This window comes from Bacillus sp. AFS017336 (assembly GCF_002555445.1).
Taxonomy (GTDB): Bacteria; Bacillota; Bacilli; order Bacillales; family Bacillaceae_G; genus Gottfriedia.
The window spans coordinates 135993-152085 of sequence record NZ_NUCO01000015.1; the positions used below are offsets into that span (position 1 = coordinate 135993).

Genomic DNA, 16093 nt, shown 5'->3' on the forward strand with positions numbered 1-16093 from the left:
AGCAGTTCAGAGAGCGAGTGGTTGGTGAAAACTCGTCTGCACAATCAAATGAATTACATTTCGGGAGTTTTCTTTTCGTAGTTAGTTCATCTAATGAAGGAAAGAACGTAAGTCTACGTTACAGATTCGAGTGATAAGGAAAAGTACTAGTTTTAAGTATGTATTTCTTATAACTAGGGTGGTAACGCGATTGAGGTCGTCCCTATATTTAATAGGGAGGCCTCTTTTTTTTTGTATATTTTTTAAGAGGTGAGGAATCATGGAGATATTTGCAACAAAAGATTACGGAATATTGGCAAAACTCAATGAAGGTGTTCAAAATCTACATGCTGAATTGTTTCCAGAATTTTTTAAGGTTCACAATTTAGCTGAAATGACTGAGTTTTTTAAGAGTGTAGTAGATAAACCGGAGCATCATTTTTTCATCGTTAAAGATGTTGAAGAACTAATTGGTTATGCTTGGATTGAAGTAAAAGATATTCCTGAAGGACCTATTAAAAAAGCTTTTAGGCTAGGGTATGTTCATCAAATAAGTATAAACGAAGAAAAAAGAAATAAAGGTTACGGTTCATTTTTAATTCATAAAATTGCCTCGTTTGCACGGGATCATAATCTATCAAGAATTGAATTAGATTACTGGATCGATAATAAAAATGCAAGAAGTTTTTATGAGAAATTAGGGTTTGTAAAGTTTCGTGAACACGTATATATGGATGTATAAGTAGGGAGAGTATATAAAATGAAAAACATAGAATTAGGTGCGTTAATCGCACTGTTTACCGTTATTATGTCTAGTTGTCTAGTCTTTTTAAAAACCGATCCGCAAATTCCACTTCTATTATGTGTAGTTAGTTTAGCTATATTTGGATTATTTAAAGGATTCAAGTGGGAACAGATTGAAAGTGGTATGAAAAAAGGAATTCAAAATGGATTGTCACCAACTTTAATCTTAATGATGATTGGTTTATTAATTGGCTCTTGGATGCTTAGTGGCACAGTTCCTACATTATTATTTTACGGAATTTCTGTACTTTCAGCTAAGTGGTTTGCGATTAGCGCCATATTTATTACTATTATTGTTGCTAGTTTTACGGGGAGCACATTTACAACAATTGCTACAGTTGGGGTAGCTTTAATGGGAATCGCTCATATTATGGGAATTCCTCCTGCAATTGCAGCAGGTGCAATTATAAGTGGAGCATGTTTTGGGGATAAAATGTCACCCATTTCCGATACAACGAATTTCGTTCCAAGTATTTTAGGCATAAAGGTCAATGAACATATTCGCCACATGGCATATACAACAATTCCAGCCTTATTTGTTACTGTTATTTTATTTTTAATCATTGGTATGGGGCATGGAAATACAGATATGGCGCAAGTAACTGAAATGAAAAAAGCAATTTCTTCTAGCTTTGAAGTTAATCCTTTATTATTAATTCCATGTTTAATTGTTTTTATCATGGCATTTAAAGGCTTTTCAACTTTACCGACTATGACAGCTGGTATTGTTAGCTCATTAGTTCTATCATTTTTCATTCAAAAAGATATTACACTTACTAAAGTGTTCTCAACATTACAAAATGGTTTCCAATTAGATACAGGGAATGACATGCTTAATTCAATTGTTAACCGTGGAGGATTACAATCAATGATGTGGTCTGTTTCATTGATTTTTATTGCTCTAGCTTTAGGTGGATTATTACAGGAGTTACGAGTATTCGAAACATTAATCCAATCGTTGTCTAACTTAAAACGTAGTGGAAATGTTATTGTTGCTAGTACATTGTCTGCAATGAGTGTGAACCTATTAACAGGTGAACAATACCTTTCAATTCTACTTCCTGGGCAATTATTAAAAGATGTTTTTATCAATAAAAATATTCCACTTAAAAATTTATCTCGTGCATTAGAAGATGGGGGTACACTTTTTAACCCAATCGTACCTTGGAGTGTAAGTGGAGCATTCTTTGCTTCAACATTAGGAGTACCGGTTATTGATTATTTACCATTTTCGTTCGTGTTGTTTATTACTCCATTGTTTAGTATAGTAGCTGCTCTATTGGGTAAAGGTTTAAAGACAGAAATTAAAGGTGAAAATTCAAGAAATGCCGCATAAACAAATTCATTCTACGTAAACTAGTTTTTGTACGAACTGGTTAATGGAGGGAAAAGAATGAGTCATGCAGCTGGTGGTTCAAAGAAAAATCGTCCAAGTGATGCAAATCATGTAGATGCTAAAACGAAAGCTCACCAAAAGAGACTTTCTAAGGATCAACAAAATCCAATGGACTTAAAGTACCCAAGATAATTTATAAAGAATATTTAAGTCTAATCCCTTTTATAGTGAGTTGATACTCATTTAAAAGGGATTTTTCTATGTTACATATACCTAGTTCTTTAGAAGCTGAATGTTAAAGATTTATGTCACATATCAAATATTAATGAAATTCGCCTAATTTTTCGATAAAATAGAATTTATATTAAATTGATTTGAGGGGATAAATATAATGGGTTTTTTTAAATTAATTACATATACAATATTAATTGGAATATTAGGTTATTTATTTTGTATCGTATTCATTGGTGCAAATAGTTTTCTGCAATATAAGCATAAGGTTCCAAAAGATGCTGAGTATGTTATTGTACTAGGGGCTGGTTTGAAAAAAGATAAGCCTACTAGAGCGCTACGCTATCGGATTGAAACAGCGGCAAAGTATGCAAAAGAAAATACTAGTGCAAAAATTATTGTTTCAGGTGGAAAAGGAAAAGATGAATTAATATCAGAAGCAGAGTGTATGAAGGGTGAATTAATCAAATTGGGTATTGGAGAAGATCGAATTATTAAAGAAGATTTATCCACTAATACTTATGAAAATATGAAATACTCCAAAAAGCTTATAAATAATGCAAACGCAAAAGGGATCGTTGTATCAAATGATTATCACTTATTTAGATCTCTAAAATTAGCTAAAAAACAAGGTTTAAATGTGATTGGTCTTCCGGCAAAAACACCAAGAGTGATTATTCCAACAGCGTATTTTAGAGAATGTTTATCCATTTTAAAAGCAATATACTATAAACAAATATGAGTTAAAAATAGGCAATCTATCATTTTTAAAAAAACTATTAAGTAATTGTACCAATGTCCATTTCATTTTTTTAAATGAAACATTTTATATTATATGGATTTGCTTGTCCAAATAATATGAAAGGAGTGACGTTGATGTCAAAATTTTTATCAACAGGGGTATTAAGAAGACATTCTGATACTCAGTTCTTGACAGTAGAAGCTCTTAATCTTGACCCGGATGACTCTCGTTCAGTGAGTGTTTTTATGTTTGATTGGTCAAGTGGTTCACCAGTTATTCTTCCGATGGTTGATCCAACTACAATAACAATTCCGCCAAATCAATACAGAACATTTAGATCTTTCCAACTTCCACCAAACTTATTTGCTTATGAAGTAAGAATTCTTCATCCGAAAGATCGTGATGTTATCGTAAATGTATTTGGACTTAGTGACATTGCATTTGATCCTCAAGAAGGTAATAATGCACTGCAACATGATCTAGCGGTAGTGAAATTAAAATAATATAAAAAAGTTATTTTAATACACCTCTCATTTCCGCATAAGTAGCCCTTCCGAGTAAAGTCGGGGGCTTTTTTTATATAAATAAAACTCCCTATCAAAATTGATAGGGAGTTTTGATCGCTTTCTAAGAAGCGATATTATTAACGGTTGTAGAATTCAACGATAAGAGCTTCGTTGATTTCAGCTGGTAATTCAGAACGCTCTGGTAAGCGGTTGAAAGTACCTTCTAATTTGTCAGCGTTGAAAGTGATGTACTCAGGTACAAAGTTGTTAACTTCAACAGCTTCTTTAACTACAGCTAAGTTTTGTGATTTTTCACGTAAGCTGATAGTTTGGCCAATTTTAACGCGGAAAGATGGGATATCTACACGTTTGCCATCAACCATGATGTGACCGTGGTTAACTAATTGACGAGCAGCACGACGAGTACGAGCAAGACCCATACGGTAAACTACGTTGTCTAAACGAGTTTCTAATAAGATCATGAAGTTTTCACCATGTTTACCAGTTAATTTACCAGCGATATCAAATGTGCGACGGAATTGGCGCTCATTAACACCGAACATGTGACGAAGTTTTTGCTTTTCTTGTAATTGTAAACCGTATTCTGATAATTTTTTACGTTGGTTTGGTCCGTGTTGACCTGGAGCGTAAGGGCGTTTTTCTAATTCTTTACCCGTTCCGCTTAATGAAATGCCTAAACGGCGAGATAATTTCCAAGTAGATCCTGTATAACGAGACATTGATTGTCTCCTCCTTTGAGTTTTTATTTTGGAGTAAAATAAAAACGTTCGTGTAGCTCCAGTCAGTTTATTTTGCTTTCATGTATCCTCGCTCCAGCAGCCAGAGTTACGCGATGACACCTCTAAAATAGTAGAGGAACAAAATAAAGATCAAGCCTGTGCTTACAACGCTGCGTTATTTTACACAAAAAATATTATAACCAAATAGTATAAAATAGTCAAGAGCAGTTTTAAAAACAAGGTCGAATGAAAGGGAGAGGAATCGTATAATACCGCAATATGAAAATACTTACTCATGTAAGGATATGAGTAAGTAAATAAGGTTGAATCTTGTAATAACATACTCGTAAAGGGTTCATGAGTTAAAAAAGAGAGAGGAAATATGAAATATATTAACTCATAAAGGGTTCATGAGTAAGTAAAAGGTCAGAAATCTACAAAAATGTTACTCATAGAAGGTTCATAAGTAAGTAAAAAGGCAGAAATAAGAAAAATAGTTACTCATAGAGGGTCCATGAGTAAGTAAAAAGGCAAAAATACGAAAAACAGTTACTCATAGAAGGTTCATGAGTAAGTAAAAAGGCAGAAAAAAGAAAAATAGTTACTCATAAAGGGTTCATGAGTAAGTAAAAAAGCACAAATCCAAATAAATGTTACTTATAAGGTTTTCATGAATAAGAAAAAAGCACAAATCTGAAAACAGAATACTTATATCAGGTCGTAGCTTTTCTCTAAGTGAAGGGGGTTGATAAGTTGCTTTATCATATGCTTTTTTTATTGAAGTTGTTGATTCGAACGGAAGGGTTCTCGACTCCTTTGGGAGATGCGGGAAGGCTGAGACCCCGCAGGCTTGCCGAGGAGGCTAAGGTCTCTCCCTATGGAAAGCGAGAATCCTGTAGTGGAAATCAACATCATACAACTTCTTTTACATTGAAAATATTGCTGTCTGTTTGACAAACTCTCTTTCCAACAACATAAAAAAAGAAATCCATTTTCAGGATTTCTTTTTGAAGCTCTTATTGAATTGTTTCCTCAATTAAATTAACAATTGCTTGAAGATATTGTTGATCAACTTCATCAAAACGATTGAATTCTGGGCTATCGATATCTAGTACACCAATTACTTCTCCGTTGTGCATTACAGGAATAACAATCTCCGAATTTGAAGCAGCATCACAAGCAATGTGTCCAGGGAAATCGTGTACATTATCGATTCTTTGAACTGTTTTAGTTTGAGCAGATGTACCGCAAACTCCTTTACCGTATGGTATACGTACGCATGCAGGAAGTCCTACAAATGGACCTAAAACTAATTCATCGCGATCGCCATCTTTTAAATAAAATCCAACCCAATTTATTCTATCTAAAAATTGATTTAATAAAGCTGATGTATTTGCTAAATTAGCAATTAAGTTATGCTCATCGTAGATTAGAGCTTTAACTTGAGATGTAAGAGTATTGTATTGTTGTTCTTTCGTTCCTGAATATTCGACTTTTTGAAACATTTGTAGACCCCTTTCCCTATTTCATGTGAAATATCATAGCATATTTCGAAATAATACTGGTAATTTTGTCGACCGATTTGTAGAGGAATTTATCAAAATTTCTCTAATTAATTAAGCTATTGATGTTGTAGAAGAGGGTGACGAGTGTGGAGCAAGATAAACTTGCAACTAAAAGAAAAGTCATCGAGACAGCGCTTACTTTATTTAAAGTTAATGGATATCATGGCACTTCAGTGAGAGATATTTCTAAAAAGGCTAATGTTAATATCGCAACGATTTCATATTATTTTAAAGGTAAACAAGGATTACTTGAACATATCATAGTAGAATTTTTAGAAGGCTACGTAAAGATTTTAGATCAACATTGTTTATTATTGTATGATAAAAATGCAAAAAAAATTTTAAAAGATTTAGTTGAAGATGTACTGAATTATTATTATATAAAGAAAGAATCTACGTCGATTTTTTATAGGGAATTAACATTAGACTCTGTATTTATTCGAGAAATCATGATTACTTATTTAACGCGGGAGCGTTATATTTTTTCTCAAATTTATGATGCAATTCGTTATTCAAATTCAAAAGTTACGATGCCATTTTCAGTTTTTTTTGTGCAATTAAAATCATTTTTATCTACACCATACTTATTTCCAGGCTATTTAAATGAAGTTTTGTATATTCAGCAAAATAACTTGTATTTTTTTGAAAGATATAAAGAGTATGTAGAGAAATGGATTGAATCACTACTAGAAACGGATGAGAATATCATTAGCCATGTTGAGCTTTCATCCTAATAGATCGCCTTTTTCATTATGAGCAATCACAATGGAAAGGCGTTTTTCGTTGATTGAAATTTTGAATTTTCTACAAGTTTTTACAGGGTATATTATAGTTTGATAAAAATATGAAAAAATTGAAAAAATTAGGCCAAAAATCAACTGTCTCATGTTATTATTAACTATGACCTTAATAAAGAGTGAAATAATGACGTACATATAAATAGATCTAGATGGCAAGTAGAGGAGGTACATCAGGGAAATGACATTCTATGTAATTTTAGTCGTAATTAGTATTGTTATCGCATTGATGATTGTAGCCTTAACAATTCGACAACGTTTATACAAGAGACTCGATGAACTAGAGGCATGGAAAATGCAGTTAATGAGTAAGCCCGTAACGGATGAACTTTCAAAACTTAAGGCATTAAATATGACTGGACAAACAGAAGAGCTTTTTGAAAAATGGAGAACTGATTGGGATGAAATAGTTACAGCTTTTATACCGAAAGTAACTGATTCACTCCAAGAAATTGATGAAGCAATTAACAAGTATCATTTCATGAAAGCAAAAGCTGGAATTACGGAACTTGAAGCGCGCTTGAATGAAGCTGAGACAAGTGTAGAATTAATTCTAAATGAAGTTAGTGACTTAGTTGGTAGTGAGGAACAAAATAATTCAGATATTGAAAAGTTAAATCAAGAATATCTTGAGCAAAGAAAACTTTTACTAACACATCGTCATCTATATTCTATCTCTGAAACTCAGTTAGAAGAAAAAATGGACGAAATAAAGCAACAAGTTCAATTATTTAATGAAACGACTGAAAACGGTAATTATTTAGAAGCAAGAGAATTAGTGAAGCATATAAGTGATGAAGTGAATACTTTAAAAGTAAATATGCAAATCATACCAGATTTATATATTGAATCCACTACGACAATGCCGTCTCAAATACATAATCTTTCAGATGGTTTAAAGCAAATGAAAGCAGATGGATATGCGCTTGACTTTGAGTTATTAGAAAATGAAACAATTGAATGTTCAAAAATCTGTATCGACTGTGTTGAGCTAATTAAAAAGCTTGAAATCACTGAAGCAAACGACAAGCTTGAATTAGTAAAAGCAAAAGTTGATGCAATCTACGATTTATTAGAAAAAGAAGTTGAGAGTAAATACGTAGTAGAAAAAGAAATTTGGACTTCGCAGGAAGAAATTCTAGAAATTAGAGAAAATAATTTGAAAACAAAAGAAGAGACTCAATTAGTTCAACAAATTTATGAGCTAAGTGATGAAGATACTAAAGCTCAAAAATTAGTTGAAAAGCAGGTAAGTATCATTACAAAGCGATTCGAGCTATTACAAATTCGAGTAGCTGAACAAGATCTTGCATTTTCAGTTATAAGAAATGAGTTAGATCTATTGAAAAATCAGATGGAAGAAGTGAAGGAATCTCATTTAGCGTATGTTGAAATGTTGAAAGCACTTCGAAAAGATGAACTGCAAGCACGCGATCAGCTGATTGATATGAAGCGCCTAATGTTAGAGGTCAAACGTCTTGTTCAAATTTCTAATCTGCCTGGAATGCCAGTTTCTTCTATGAAACAAATTCAAGACGCTCATGACAGTATGCAAAGGGTTTATTTAGAATTAGAGAAAAAACCATTAAAAATGACAACTGTTTCGTCTTTATTAGAACAAGCTGCAACAGCTGTAAATGATTGTTATAAAGAAACGAAATATATGATTGAACAAGGATATTTCGTTGAAAAAGTAATACAATATGGAAATCGCTATAGAAGTAATAATGTACAAATGGCAACGTCAATGGACAAAGCAGAACAGTTATTTAGAGAATTCCAATATAATGAAGCTCTAGAAGAAGCTGCTGTCTCAATTGAAAATGTTGAGCCAGGTGCAATTGATAAATTACAAGAAATACTAAATGAACAAAAGTACACACTACCCCTATAGATGCAAATCTTAGGGGTTTCGTCTGTTTTCAGATATAATGAAAAATGGACTCAAGCAATATGGAGGTTACGGAAGAATTATGATTTATTTTGATAATAGTGCTACTACTAAACCTTATAAAGAGGTGTTAGATACATATATTACAGTTTCGGACCAGTTTTTTGGAAATCCTTCTTCGATTCATAAACTTGGTGGGCGGTCTGAGCAATTACTGTCAAAAGCTAGAAATCAAATTGCAGAGCTTTTATCGGTTCAGCCATCAGAGATCATCTTTACATCAGGTGGAACAGAAGGTAATAATTTAGCTATTAAAGGTACTGCCATGATGCACCGTTCAAGAGGGAAACATCTCATTACAACTGAAATTGAACATCCATCAATCTATGAAGCATATAAACAGTTAGAGGAACTTGGATTTGAAGTAACTTATTTAACTCCAAATGAGGATGGGTTTATTTCTGTCGAGGAACTAAAAGAAGCTTTAAGAGATGATACTATACTTGTTTCTGTCATTCATGTAAATAATGAAACAGGAGCAATTCAGCCCATAAATGAAATCGGACAATTATTAAAGGATTATCCAAAAGTATTTTTCCATGTTGATGCTGTACAAGGTATTGGAAAAGTTCCGTTAACGATAAAGCAGTCTGCAATCGATTTGTTAACGATTTCTGGCCATAAATTTCATAGTGTAAAAGGGACGGGAATTTTATATATTAGAGAGGGTGTAACATTATCTTCTTTAATGACAGGTGGTTCACAGGAAAGAGAGATTCGTTCAGGGACGGAAAATCTAGCTGGAATAGTTGCGATGGCAAAAGCTTTAAGAATTACGCTAGAAAAACAAAAAACGATGAAAAATCACTTAATTAAGATGAGAAATGGGCTAATTCAACAGTTAGAGGTAATTGACGGAGCCGTAATGAATTCACCAGAATCAAATTTTGCCCCTCATATAATAAATATTTCATTTGTAGGATTAAAGCCTGAAGTAATTGTCCATGCTCTATCTGAAGAAAATGTTTTTATTTCTACAAAATCAGCATGTTCTTCGAAAACTTTTGAAATCAGCCGTGTTTTACAGAGTATGGGTAAAAGCGAGAAAGTTGCGAGTAGTGCTGTCAGAATTAGTCTTTCTTATGAAAATACGATGAATGAAGTAGAGCAATTTAATAACATAATTAAAGAAGTAATAAAAAATTTATATAAAGTAATGAGGTAACAGCATGAATGTAGAATATATTTTAATTCGTTATGGAGAAATGACTACAAAAGGGAAAAACCGAGGTAGATTTACAAGTATATTAAGAGAAAATGTTAGTAAACGTTTAAAAGCTTTTGAAAAACTAAAAATTACTACGACACGTGATCGTATGTATATAAAATTAAATGGTGAAGACCATGAAAAAGTTGCTGCAAATTTAAAAGAAGTTTTTGGAATTCATACGTTTAGTTTTGCTAGGAAAGTTGATACTGAATTAGATGCCATTAAAGTAGGTGCTCTTGAAGCGGTTAATGAGCTTGGTGATAGTGTTAAAACGTTTAAAGTGAATGTACAGCGTAGTTATAAACAATTTCCACTAAATACACCACAGCTTAATCGTGAGCTTGGTGGGTATATACTTCAAAATACAGATCATTTAACTGTTGATGTACATAATCCAGATGTAGCTGTTCGTGTAGAAGTACGTGATGATGCTACGTATATTACTTGTGGAGAAGAATATGGTGCAGGTGGATATCCAGTTGGAGTTGGCGGAAAAGTTATGTTATTACTTTCAGGAGGAATTGACAGTCCTGTAGCAGCATATATGTTGTTAAAACGAGGCGTATCAATTGAAGCGATTCATTTTGAAAGTCCTCCATTTACGAGTGATCGTGCGAAACAAAAAGTAATGGATTTATCAAGTAAACTAACTAGATATTGTAGACGTGTAACTTTACATGTTATTCCTTTTACTGAAATTCAAAAAGCGATTCATAAGGAAATGCCAGCAAGCTACACTATGACGATCATGAGACGAGTTATGCTTCGAATTGCTGAGCAAGTTTCTGTGAATCGAAAAGCACTAGCTTTAGCTACTGGTGAAAGCTTAGGTCAAGTAGCAAGTCAGACGTTGGAAAGTATGCATACGATCAATGAAGTAACGAATTATCCAGTTCTAAGACCGCTATTAGCGATGGATAAATTAGAGATTATGGAAATCGCTAAGAAAATTGATACGTATGATATTAGTATTAGACCATACGAGGATTGCTGTACAATCTTCACTCCATCTAATCCAACTACAAAACCAAAACGTGACAAAGTGGCTCGTTTTGAAAGTCGTTTTGACTTTACAGAACTAATTAATGAAGCCGTTAGCAATAGAGAATCAATCATTTTTGAAAACGAAATGATTCGAACTCAATCTTCAACGAAAGAAGAAGAAATCGATATCGACGCACTTTTATAATAATTACTAAAAATTACCAGTAAAATTATGAATGAAGTCATGTGTTTTATCACACTCTATACTCACAAGGAGGTGACAACACATGACAAATAGAAATAATTCAAGTAATTCATTAGTAGCACCTGGTGCGCAAGCAGCATTAGACGCAATGAAGTATGAGATTGCTACAGAGTTTGGCGTACAACTTGGCCCTGATTCTACTTCTCGCGCGAATGGTTCTGTTGGTGGTGAAATCACAAAACGTTTAGTACAAATGGCTGAACAAAGCCTTGGTGGATATTCAAAATAATAAATTTAAATAATTATGGATTAAGGGGTAGGGTCAAACCTACCCCTTTTCTATTTGTCTTTGTCTTTCTCTTTCTCGATGATTTAGTATCGAGATCAATCTTTGCTATAATAGAGAGAATAAATTGAAGGAGAGACCTGTTCATGTCATACATTGAAAATGAAATTATTAGAATTACAACTAAATCCGGGGGAGCAGAGTTAACAGGTATCTATCATAAAAAGGATGGGCTAAATTATTTATGGAACGCTAATCCTGCTTATTGGGGGAGACATGCACCTGTTTTATTTCCGAATGTAGGTAAATTAATTGATAATCAATATAAAGTGGACAATCATATTTATGAGCTTTCTCAGCATGGCTTTGCAAGAGATATGGATTTTAAATTAACTGATCTAAAAGAAGATGAAATCAATTATGAGTTAAAAAGTAGTGAACAAACCCTTTTAAAGTATCCATTTCAATTTACGTTAAATATTAATTATAAAGTAAAGGATAATACTGTTTTTATTAAGAATGTCGTAACGAATAATGATCAGAAATCAATGCCGTTTTCAATAGGTGCTCATCCAGCTTTTAATATTCCTCTCAAGGAAGGTGAAACTTTTGAGGACTATTATTTACAATTTGAAGAAGAAGAAAAATTAGAAACAATTAAATTAGAAGGACCTTATCGAAATGGCAAAAGAGAACTGATCGCTCAAAATATAAAGAATTTACCTTTAACTCGAGAGCTGTTTAAAGATGATGCTTTAATATTTGAAAAGCTGAATAAAAATGTAATGACGATTCGTTCGAAAAATCACAGTAGTATGATTAAAGTAAATTTCGAAGGTTTTCCATACGTAGGAATATGGACAACACAAACTGCGCCATTTCTATGCATCGAACCATGGTATGGAATTGCAGATGAAATTGGTCCAGTAAAAGAAATGAAAAACAAACTAGGTATTCAAAATTTAAATCCTAATGAAACGTTTACTTGTACTTACAGTATTACAGTTGGTAGTTGAATAGAAAGATTTAGATCATAAGAAGTGAAACCATCTATCTAGGTGGTTTATTTTTTTTGTGCATTTTTGTTTAAATTTTCTGAAAAATAGTCGATAATTAGCAGGAATTGACGATATAATTAACGAAACCATTATTATTCTATTTTGCAAAATTCGAAATATAATTTTAGTAATGATCAAAAGGAGGACTAACTAAGATGAACGGAACAAGTTTAATAGCTCCAAAAGTATATAATCTAGTATGGGAAATTGAAAAATTTGCAACAACGGATAAAGTAGCGTTGAAATGGGTTGATTCAAACGGTGAATCCAATCAGATAACATATAAGGAACTTTATAATAAAGTTCATCAATATGCTTTTACATTTAAAAATAGTGGCATTGAAAAAGGGGACAAACTTTTTGTAATGATGCCTAGATGTATAGAGACTTATGTAGTTTATTTAGCAATCTTAAAAATCGGATGTGTTGTCATCCCAGGTTCTGAAATGTTAACTGTTAAGGATATTCAATATCGTCTAGAACATAGTGATGTTAAAGCGATTGTATCGCATGATGAATATATAGGTACATTTAGTGAAATTGCTAAAAGTGGAAAATATAAATTATTTACAATCCATAATCAACAAACTGTGTGGACTTCATTAAATGATCAAGCGATTAGCGGAGCCCACGTATTAACTGTAGAAACAAAAAGTGATGACTTAGCATTTATTTCGTATACATCTGGAACGACTGGCAATCCAAAAGGAGTTGTACATACTCACAGTTGGGGATATGCGCATATTCGAACTGTTGCTTCAAATTGGTTAGATGTTACTGAGGAGGACACTGTATGGGCGACTGCAGGTCCAGGATGGCAAAAGTGGATCTGGAGCCCGTTTTTAGCAACGTTAGGAAGTGGGGCAACAGGGTTCTTTTATGAAGGGAAATTTGATGCAAATACTTTCTTAACATTACTTAAAGAACAAAATATAACAGTATTTTGCAGTACGCCAACCGAATATCGATTTATGGCTAAGGTTGATAATTTAGATCAATATCAATTACCAGCATTAAGAAGTGCTGTTTCAGCGGGTGAACCATTAAATCAAGAGGTAATCCGTACATTTAAAAAACATTTTAATGTTGATGTAAGAGATGGGTATGGACAAACTGAAAATACTTTATTAATTGGAACGATGAAGGACATTAAAGCAAAGGTAGGTTCAATGGGAATTCCTACACCTGGTAACCTAGTTGAAATCGTGGATGATGAAGGAAATCCGGTCGGATTTAATGAAGTAGGACATATTGCAGTGCATTTAAGCTCTCCTGCTCTTTTTAAACACTATTATAATGATATGGAGCGAACAAATGCACAAAAAAAAGGTGAGTATTACTTAACTGGCGATCGAGCTAAAAAAGATGAAGATGGTTACTATTGGTTCGATGGACGTAGTGACGATATTATCATTAGCTCAGGTTATACAATTGGTCCTTTTGAAATAGAAGATGCTCTTGTACAACACAAGCTTGTAAAGGAATGTGCAGTCGTTGCAAGTCCTGATCCTTTACGTGGAAATATTGTAAAGGCATTTGTTGTATTGACAGAGAATACCCAAAATCAAGAAGATTTAATTTCAGAACTACAAGAGCACGTTAAAAAAATTACTGCACCATATAAATATCCACGTAAAATTGAATTTGTTCAAGAGCTACCGAAAACAACTTCTGGTAAAATCCGAAGAATAGAGCTGCGTGCAATGGAACAATTACGTGAATCGAATTGAGTAAATACTTATGTTAAAATGAGGGGGAATTCCCTCATTTTTTCATATTAAGAAAGTACAAAGGTGAGGGAAAGTTTAAGTTTATACGCCTAAGGGCTCGCTAACCGGCGAGTTTTCTTTATTTTTGTTTGGAAAAAATAACGAATTAGCAAAGGGATGGTGGTTTTTAGATGAAAAAGCTTTGGTATAATGGTTTATTTTATACGATGGAAAGTGAAGGGGAAAAGGTAGAGTCAATTATTACGGAAGATGACCGAATTGTAAAAACTGGGACATATAATTCGCTATTATCTTATTTAGATGGCGAACAATTTGAGAAGATTGATTGTAATGGGAAAACTGGTTTTCCTGGATTTATTGATAGTCATTTACATTTAATTGGACATGGTGAAGCGAAAAATCGCGTCGACTTGACTAAATGTAGTACATATAGTGAAATGCTAGAGCGTATGAAAAAAGCAGTTAGTGAATCAGGTTCTAATGAATGGATTATAGGTGAGGGATGGAACGAAAATGAATGGGATTCAATACCAACTTTTAGTATCGACGATTTAAATCGATTATCGAATACAAATCCGATTGTGTTAAAAAGGACTTGTCGACATGTCTATTTTGTCAATTCTCTTGCACTTAATAAAGCAAGTATAAATGACGATATGCAGATTGAAGGTGGACAAATTGGATTCTCCGAGGATGGGCAGTTAAACGGTTTATTGTATGATGAAGCTGTCAATTTAGTCCTTAAAGCAATGCCGGCACCTGATGATCTATATTTGTCAAAAGCAATTATTTCCGCAATAAAAGATTGTTATCAACATGGTATTGTTGGTGCCGTTACGGAGGATTTATCTTACTATGGTAATGCCAATTTAGTCATTGATTTATATGAACAACTTTTAAATGAAGTTCCATTCCATACTCATGTCTTAATTCATCACACAACTTTAGATGAGGTTAAAGATAGATTACATAGCGGAAATAAAAATGTATCTTTCGGAGGCGTAAAAGCATTTATTGATGGTTCATTTGGTGGTAGAACAGCCCTGCTTGAAAAACCTTACGAAGACGACAATAGGATAACTGGATTACAGGTGACTTCCCCAGAAAAATTAGAAGTAATTACGAAAAAAGCACGAGAAAATAATTTGCCAATTGCATTTCATATGATTGGTGACTTAGCTGTAAAGCAGGGTATTGATGCAGTTAAAAAGTATCTTAATGAAGGTAAACTACCAGATCGATTTATTCATTGTGCTCTTTTATCACCTAAGCTAATTGAGGAAATGAAAAAACTAAATATCGTAGTTGATGTACAAACGTCATTTTTATATGCTGATTACCCATGGTTAGTAGATCGAATCGGAAATAGTAGAAACCACTATGCATTCTTGATGAAATCTTTACTAAATGAATCAATTGCTTTAGCGAACGGGTCAGATACACCGATTGATACAGTTAATCCATGGCAAGGAATTTATACAGCGGTTACTCGAAAAGCAAAAAACGGAGAAGTCTATAATATTCAAGAAGCAATTAGCTTGTACGAAGCAATTAAACTTTATACAGTTGATAGTGCGGCATCATTCGGTCAAGATGACAAAAGAGGATTAATAAAAGAAGGGTATTTCGCTGATTTTATTCTGTTTGATGAAGATCCCTTTGAGTTAGATCCAGACAGTCTACTATCTGTAAAATGTAGTGAAACTATTTGCCGAGGAAATACTGTTTATAGAAAGACAGAGGAGCGATAGTAAAGGCTGGATGATCAATCATTAAACATCGTAACTACATCAACTTAAGCAAATAATTTATCAATAAAAATTGTTTTTATCAACAAATTTCACAAATCGTTCGAATACAACTCAATAGTTCAACACTCTAAAAGAATGGTATTTAAATTTACCGTTCTTTTTTTGTTTATCCAGTTACTGGTTTGCCTATACTGTTACAAAAAAGGGTGGTTTTTTGC

The 16093-nt window shown here is 33.1% G+C and carries 15 protein-coding genes and 1 other annotated feature (1 of these 16 running past the window's edge); of the genes, 13 read left to right on the forward strand and 2 right to left on the reverse strand.

Going from position 1 to position 16093, the window contains the following annotated elements; all coding sequences use genetic code 11:
• Positions 1-207: a binding site (T-box leader), on the forward strand; it begins 38 nt to the left of the window's first position.
• Positions 208-259: 52 nt separating this feature from the next.
• From CN601_RS07755 to CN601_RS07775, 5 genes are all read left to right on the forward strand, one after another.
• Positions 260-721, forward strand: a complete 462-nt coding sequence (locus CN601_RS07755) for a GNAT family N-acetyltransferase (RefSeq protein ID WP_098119268.1) — start codon at positions 260-262, stop codon at positions 719-721.
• An 18-nt stretch (positions 722-739) separates the two neighbouring features.
• The gene (gene nhaC, locus CN601_RS07760; protein ID WP_098170699.1) at positions 740-2119 is read left to right on the forward strand and encodes a Na+/H+ antiporter NhaC; all 1380 of its coding nucleotides are present in this window, start codon (positions 740-742) and stop codon (positions 2117-2119) included.
• Positions 2120-2176: 57 nt separating this feature from the next.
• Positions 2177-2311 carry a hypothetical protein gene (locus CN601_RS27495; protein WP_098119266.1) on the forward strand — a complete coding sequence of 45 codons (135 nt, stop codon included), beginning with the start codon at positions 2177-2179 and terminating at the stop codon, positions 2309-2311.
• A gap of 199 nt (positions 2312-2510) precedes the next feature.
• On the forward strand, positions 2511-3092 hold the full coding sequence (locus CN601_RS07770; protein WP_098119265.1) for a YdcF family protein: 582 nt from the start codon (positions 2511-2513) through the stop codon (positions 3090-3092).
• Positions 3093-3226: 134 nt separating this feature from the next.
• Positions 3227-3595, forward strand: coding sequence for a hypothetical protein (locus CN601_RS07775; RefSeq protein ID WP_257131643.1), 369 nt, complete (start codon positions 3227-3229; stop codon positions 3593-3595).
• Positions 3596-3735: 140 nt separating this feature from the next.
• Here the strand turns inward: CN601_RS07775 and rpsD are convergent, their stop codons facing one another.
• Together rpsD and CN601_RS07790 are read right to left on the reverse strand one after the other, a co-directional pair.
• Positions 3736-4338 carry a 30S ribosomal protein S4 gene (rpsD, locus tag CN601_RS07780; RefSeq protein ID WP_098119263.1) on the reverse strand — a complete coding sequence of 201 codons (603 nt, stop codon included), beginning with the start codon at positions 4336-4338 and terminating at the stop codon, positions 3736-3738.
• Between the two features lie 1016 nt (positions 4339-5354).
• The gene (locus CN601_RS07790) at positions 5355-5843 is read right to left on the reverse strand and encodes a GAF domain-containing protein (RefSeq protein ID WP_098170701.1); all 489 of its coding nucleotides are present in this window, start codon (positions 5841-5843) and stop codon (positions 5355-5357) included.
• 146 nt (positions 5844-5989) lie between these two features.
• Here CN601_RS07790 and refZ point away from each other — a divergent pair, with 146 nt between their 5' ends.
• The 8 genes from refZ (at position 5990) to CN601_RS07830 (ending at position 15875) form a co-directional block, all read left to right on the forward strand.
• Positions 5990-6637, forward strand: coding sequence for a forespore capture DNA-binding protein RefZ (refZ, locus tag CN601_RS07795; RefSeq protein ID WP_179865482.1), 648 nt, complete (start codon positions 5990-5992; stop codon positions 6635-6637).
• A gap of 244 nt (positions 6638-6881) precedes the next feature.
• Positions 6882-8594 carry a septation ring formation regulator EzrA gene (gene ezrA / locus CN601_RS07800; RefSeq protein ID WP_098119260.1) on the forward strand — a complete coding sequence of 571 codons (1713 nt, stop codon included), beginning with the start codon at positions 6882-6884 and terminating at the stop codon, positions 8592-8594.
• A 79-nt stretch (positions 8595-8673) separates the two neighbouring features.
• Positions 8674-9816 (forward strand): cysteine desulfurase family protein, encoded by a 1143-nt coding sequence (locus CN601_RS07805; protein WP_098170723.1) that lies wholly within the window; start codon positions 8674-8676, stop codon positions 9814-9816.
• Between the two features lie 4 nt (positions 9817-9820).
• Entirely contained in the window at positions 9821-11050 is a 1230-nt protein-coding gene (gene thiI / locus CN601_RS07810) for a tRNA uracil 4-sulfurtransferase ThiI (RefSeq protein ID WP_098170703.1), read from the forward strand.
• Positions 11051-11132: 82 nt separating this feature from the next.
• Complete coding sequence (locus tag CN601_RS07815) at positions 11133-11339, forward strand: alpha/beta-type small acid-soluble spore protein (protein ID WP_098119257.1); 207 nt, start codon at positions 11133-11135, stop codon at positions 11337-11339.
• Between the two features lie 143 nt (positions 11340-11482).
• Entirely contained in the window at positions 11483-12352 is an 870-nt protein-coding gene (locus CN601_RS07820) for an aldose 1-epimerase family protein (RefSeq protein ID WP_098170704.1), read from the forward strand.
• A gap of 197 nt (positions 12353-12549) precedes the next feature.
• A complete protein-coding gene (gene mbcS / locus CN601_RS07825; RefSeq protein ID WP_098119255.1) occupies positions 12550-14124 on the forward strand; it encodes an acyl-CoA synthetase MbcS in 1575 nt (524 codons plus the stop codon).
• Between the two features lie 170 nt (positions 14125-14294).
• Complete coding sequence (locus tag CN601_RS07830; RefSeq protein WP_098170705.1) at positions 14295-15875, forward strand: amidohydrolase; 1581 nt, start codon at positions 14295-14297, stop codon at positions 15873-15875.
• Positions 15876-16093: the final 218 nt, after the last annotated feature.

Excerpts from the sequence above, each read along its gene's own strand:
- CN601_RS07755 (WP_098119268.1), top strand. The coding sequence starts at position 260 with ATGGAGATATTTGCAACAAAAGATTACGGAATATTGGCAAAACTCAAT.
- nhaC (WP_098170699.1), top strand. The coding sequence starts at position 740 with ATGAAAAACATAGAATTAGGTGCGTTAATCGCACTGTTTACCGTTATT.
- CN601_RS27495 (WP_098119266.1), top strand. The coding sequence starts at position 2,177 with ATGAGTCATGCAGCTGGTGGTTCAAAGAAAAATCGTCCAAGTGATGCA.
- CN601_RS07770 (WP_098119265.1), top strand. The coding sequence starts at position 2,511 with ATGGGTTTTTTTAAATTAATTACATATACAATATTAATTGGAATATTA.
- CN601_RS07775 (WP_257131643.1), top strand. The coding sequence starts at position 3,227 with ATGTCAAAATTTTTATCAACAGGGGTATTAAGAAGACATTCTGATACT.
- rpsD (WP_098119263.1), bottom strand. The coding sequence starts at position 4,338 with ATGTCTCGTTATACAGGATCTACTTGGAAATTATCTCGCCGTTTAGGC.
- CN601_RS07790 (WP_098170701.1), bottom strand. The coding sequence starts at position 5,843 with ATGTTTCAAAAAGTCGAATATTCAGGAACGAAAGAACAACAATACAAT.
- ezrA (WP_098119260.1), top strand. The coding sequence starts at position 6,882 with ATGACATTCTATGTAATTTTAGTCGTAATTAGTATTGTTATCGCATTG.
- CN601_RS07805 (WP_098170723.1), top strand. The coding sequence starts at position 8,674 with ATGATTTATTTTGATAATAGTGCTACTACTAAACCTTATAAAGAGGTG.
- thiI (WP_098170703.1), top strand. The coding sequence starts at position 9,821 with ATGAATGTAGAATATATTTTAATTCGTTATGGAGAAATGACTACAAAA.
- CN601_RS07815 (WP_098119257.1), top strand. The coding sequence starts at position 11,133 with ATGACAAATAGAAATAATTCAAGTAATTCATTAGTAGCACCTGGTGCG.
- CN601_RS07820 (WP_098170704.1), top strand. The coding sequence starts at position 11,483 with ATGTCATACATTGAAAATGAAATTATTAGAATTACAACTAAATCCGGG.
- mbcS (WP_098119255.1), top strand. The coding sequence starts at position 12,550 with ATGAACGGAACAAGTTTAATAGCTCCAAAAGTATATAATCTAGTATGG.
- CN601_RS07830 (WP_098170705.1), top strand. The coding sequence starts at position 14,295 with ATGAAAAAGCTTTGGTATAATGGTTTATTTTATACGATGGAAAGTGAA.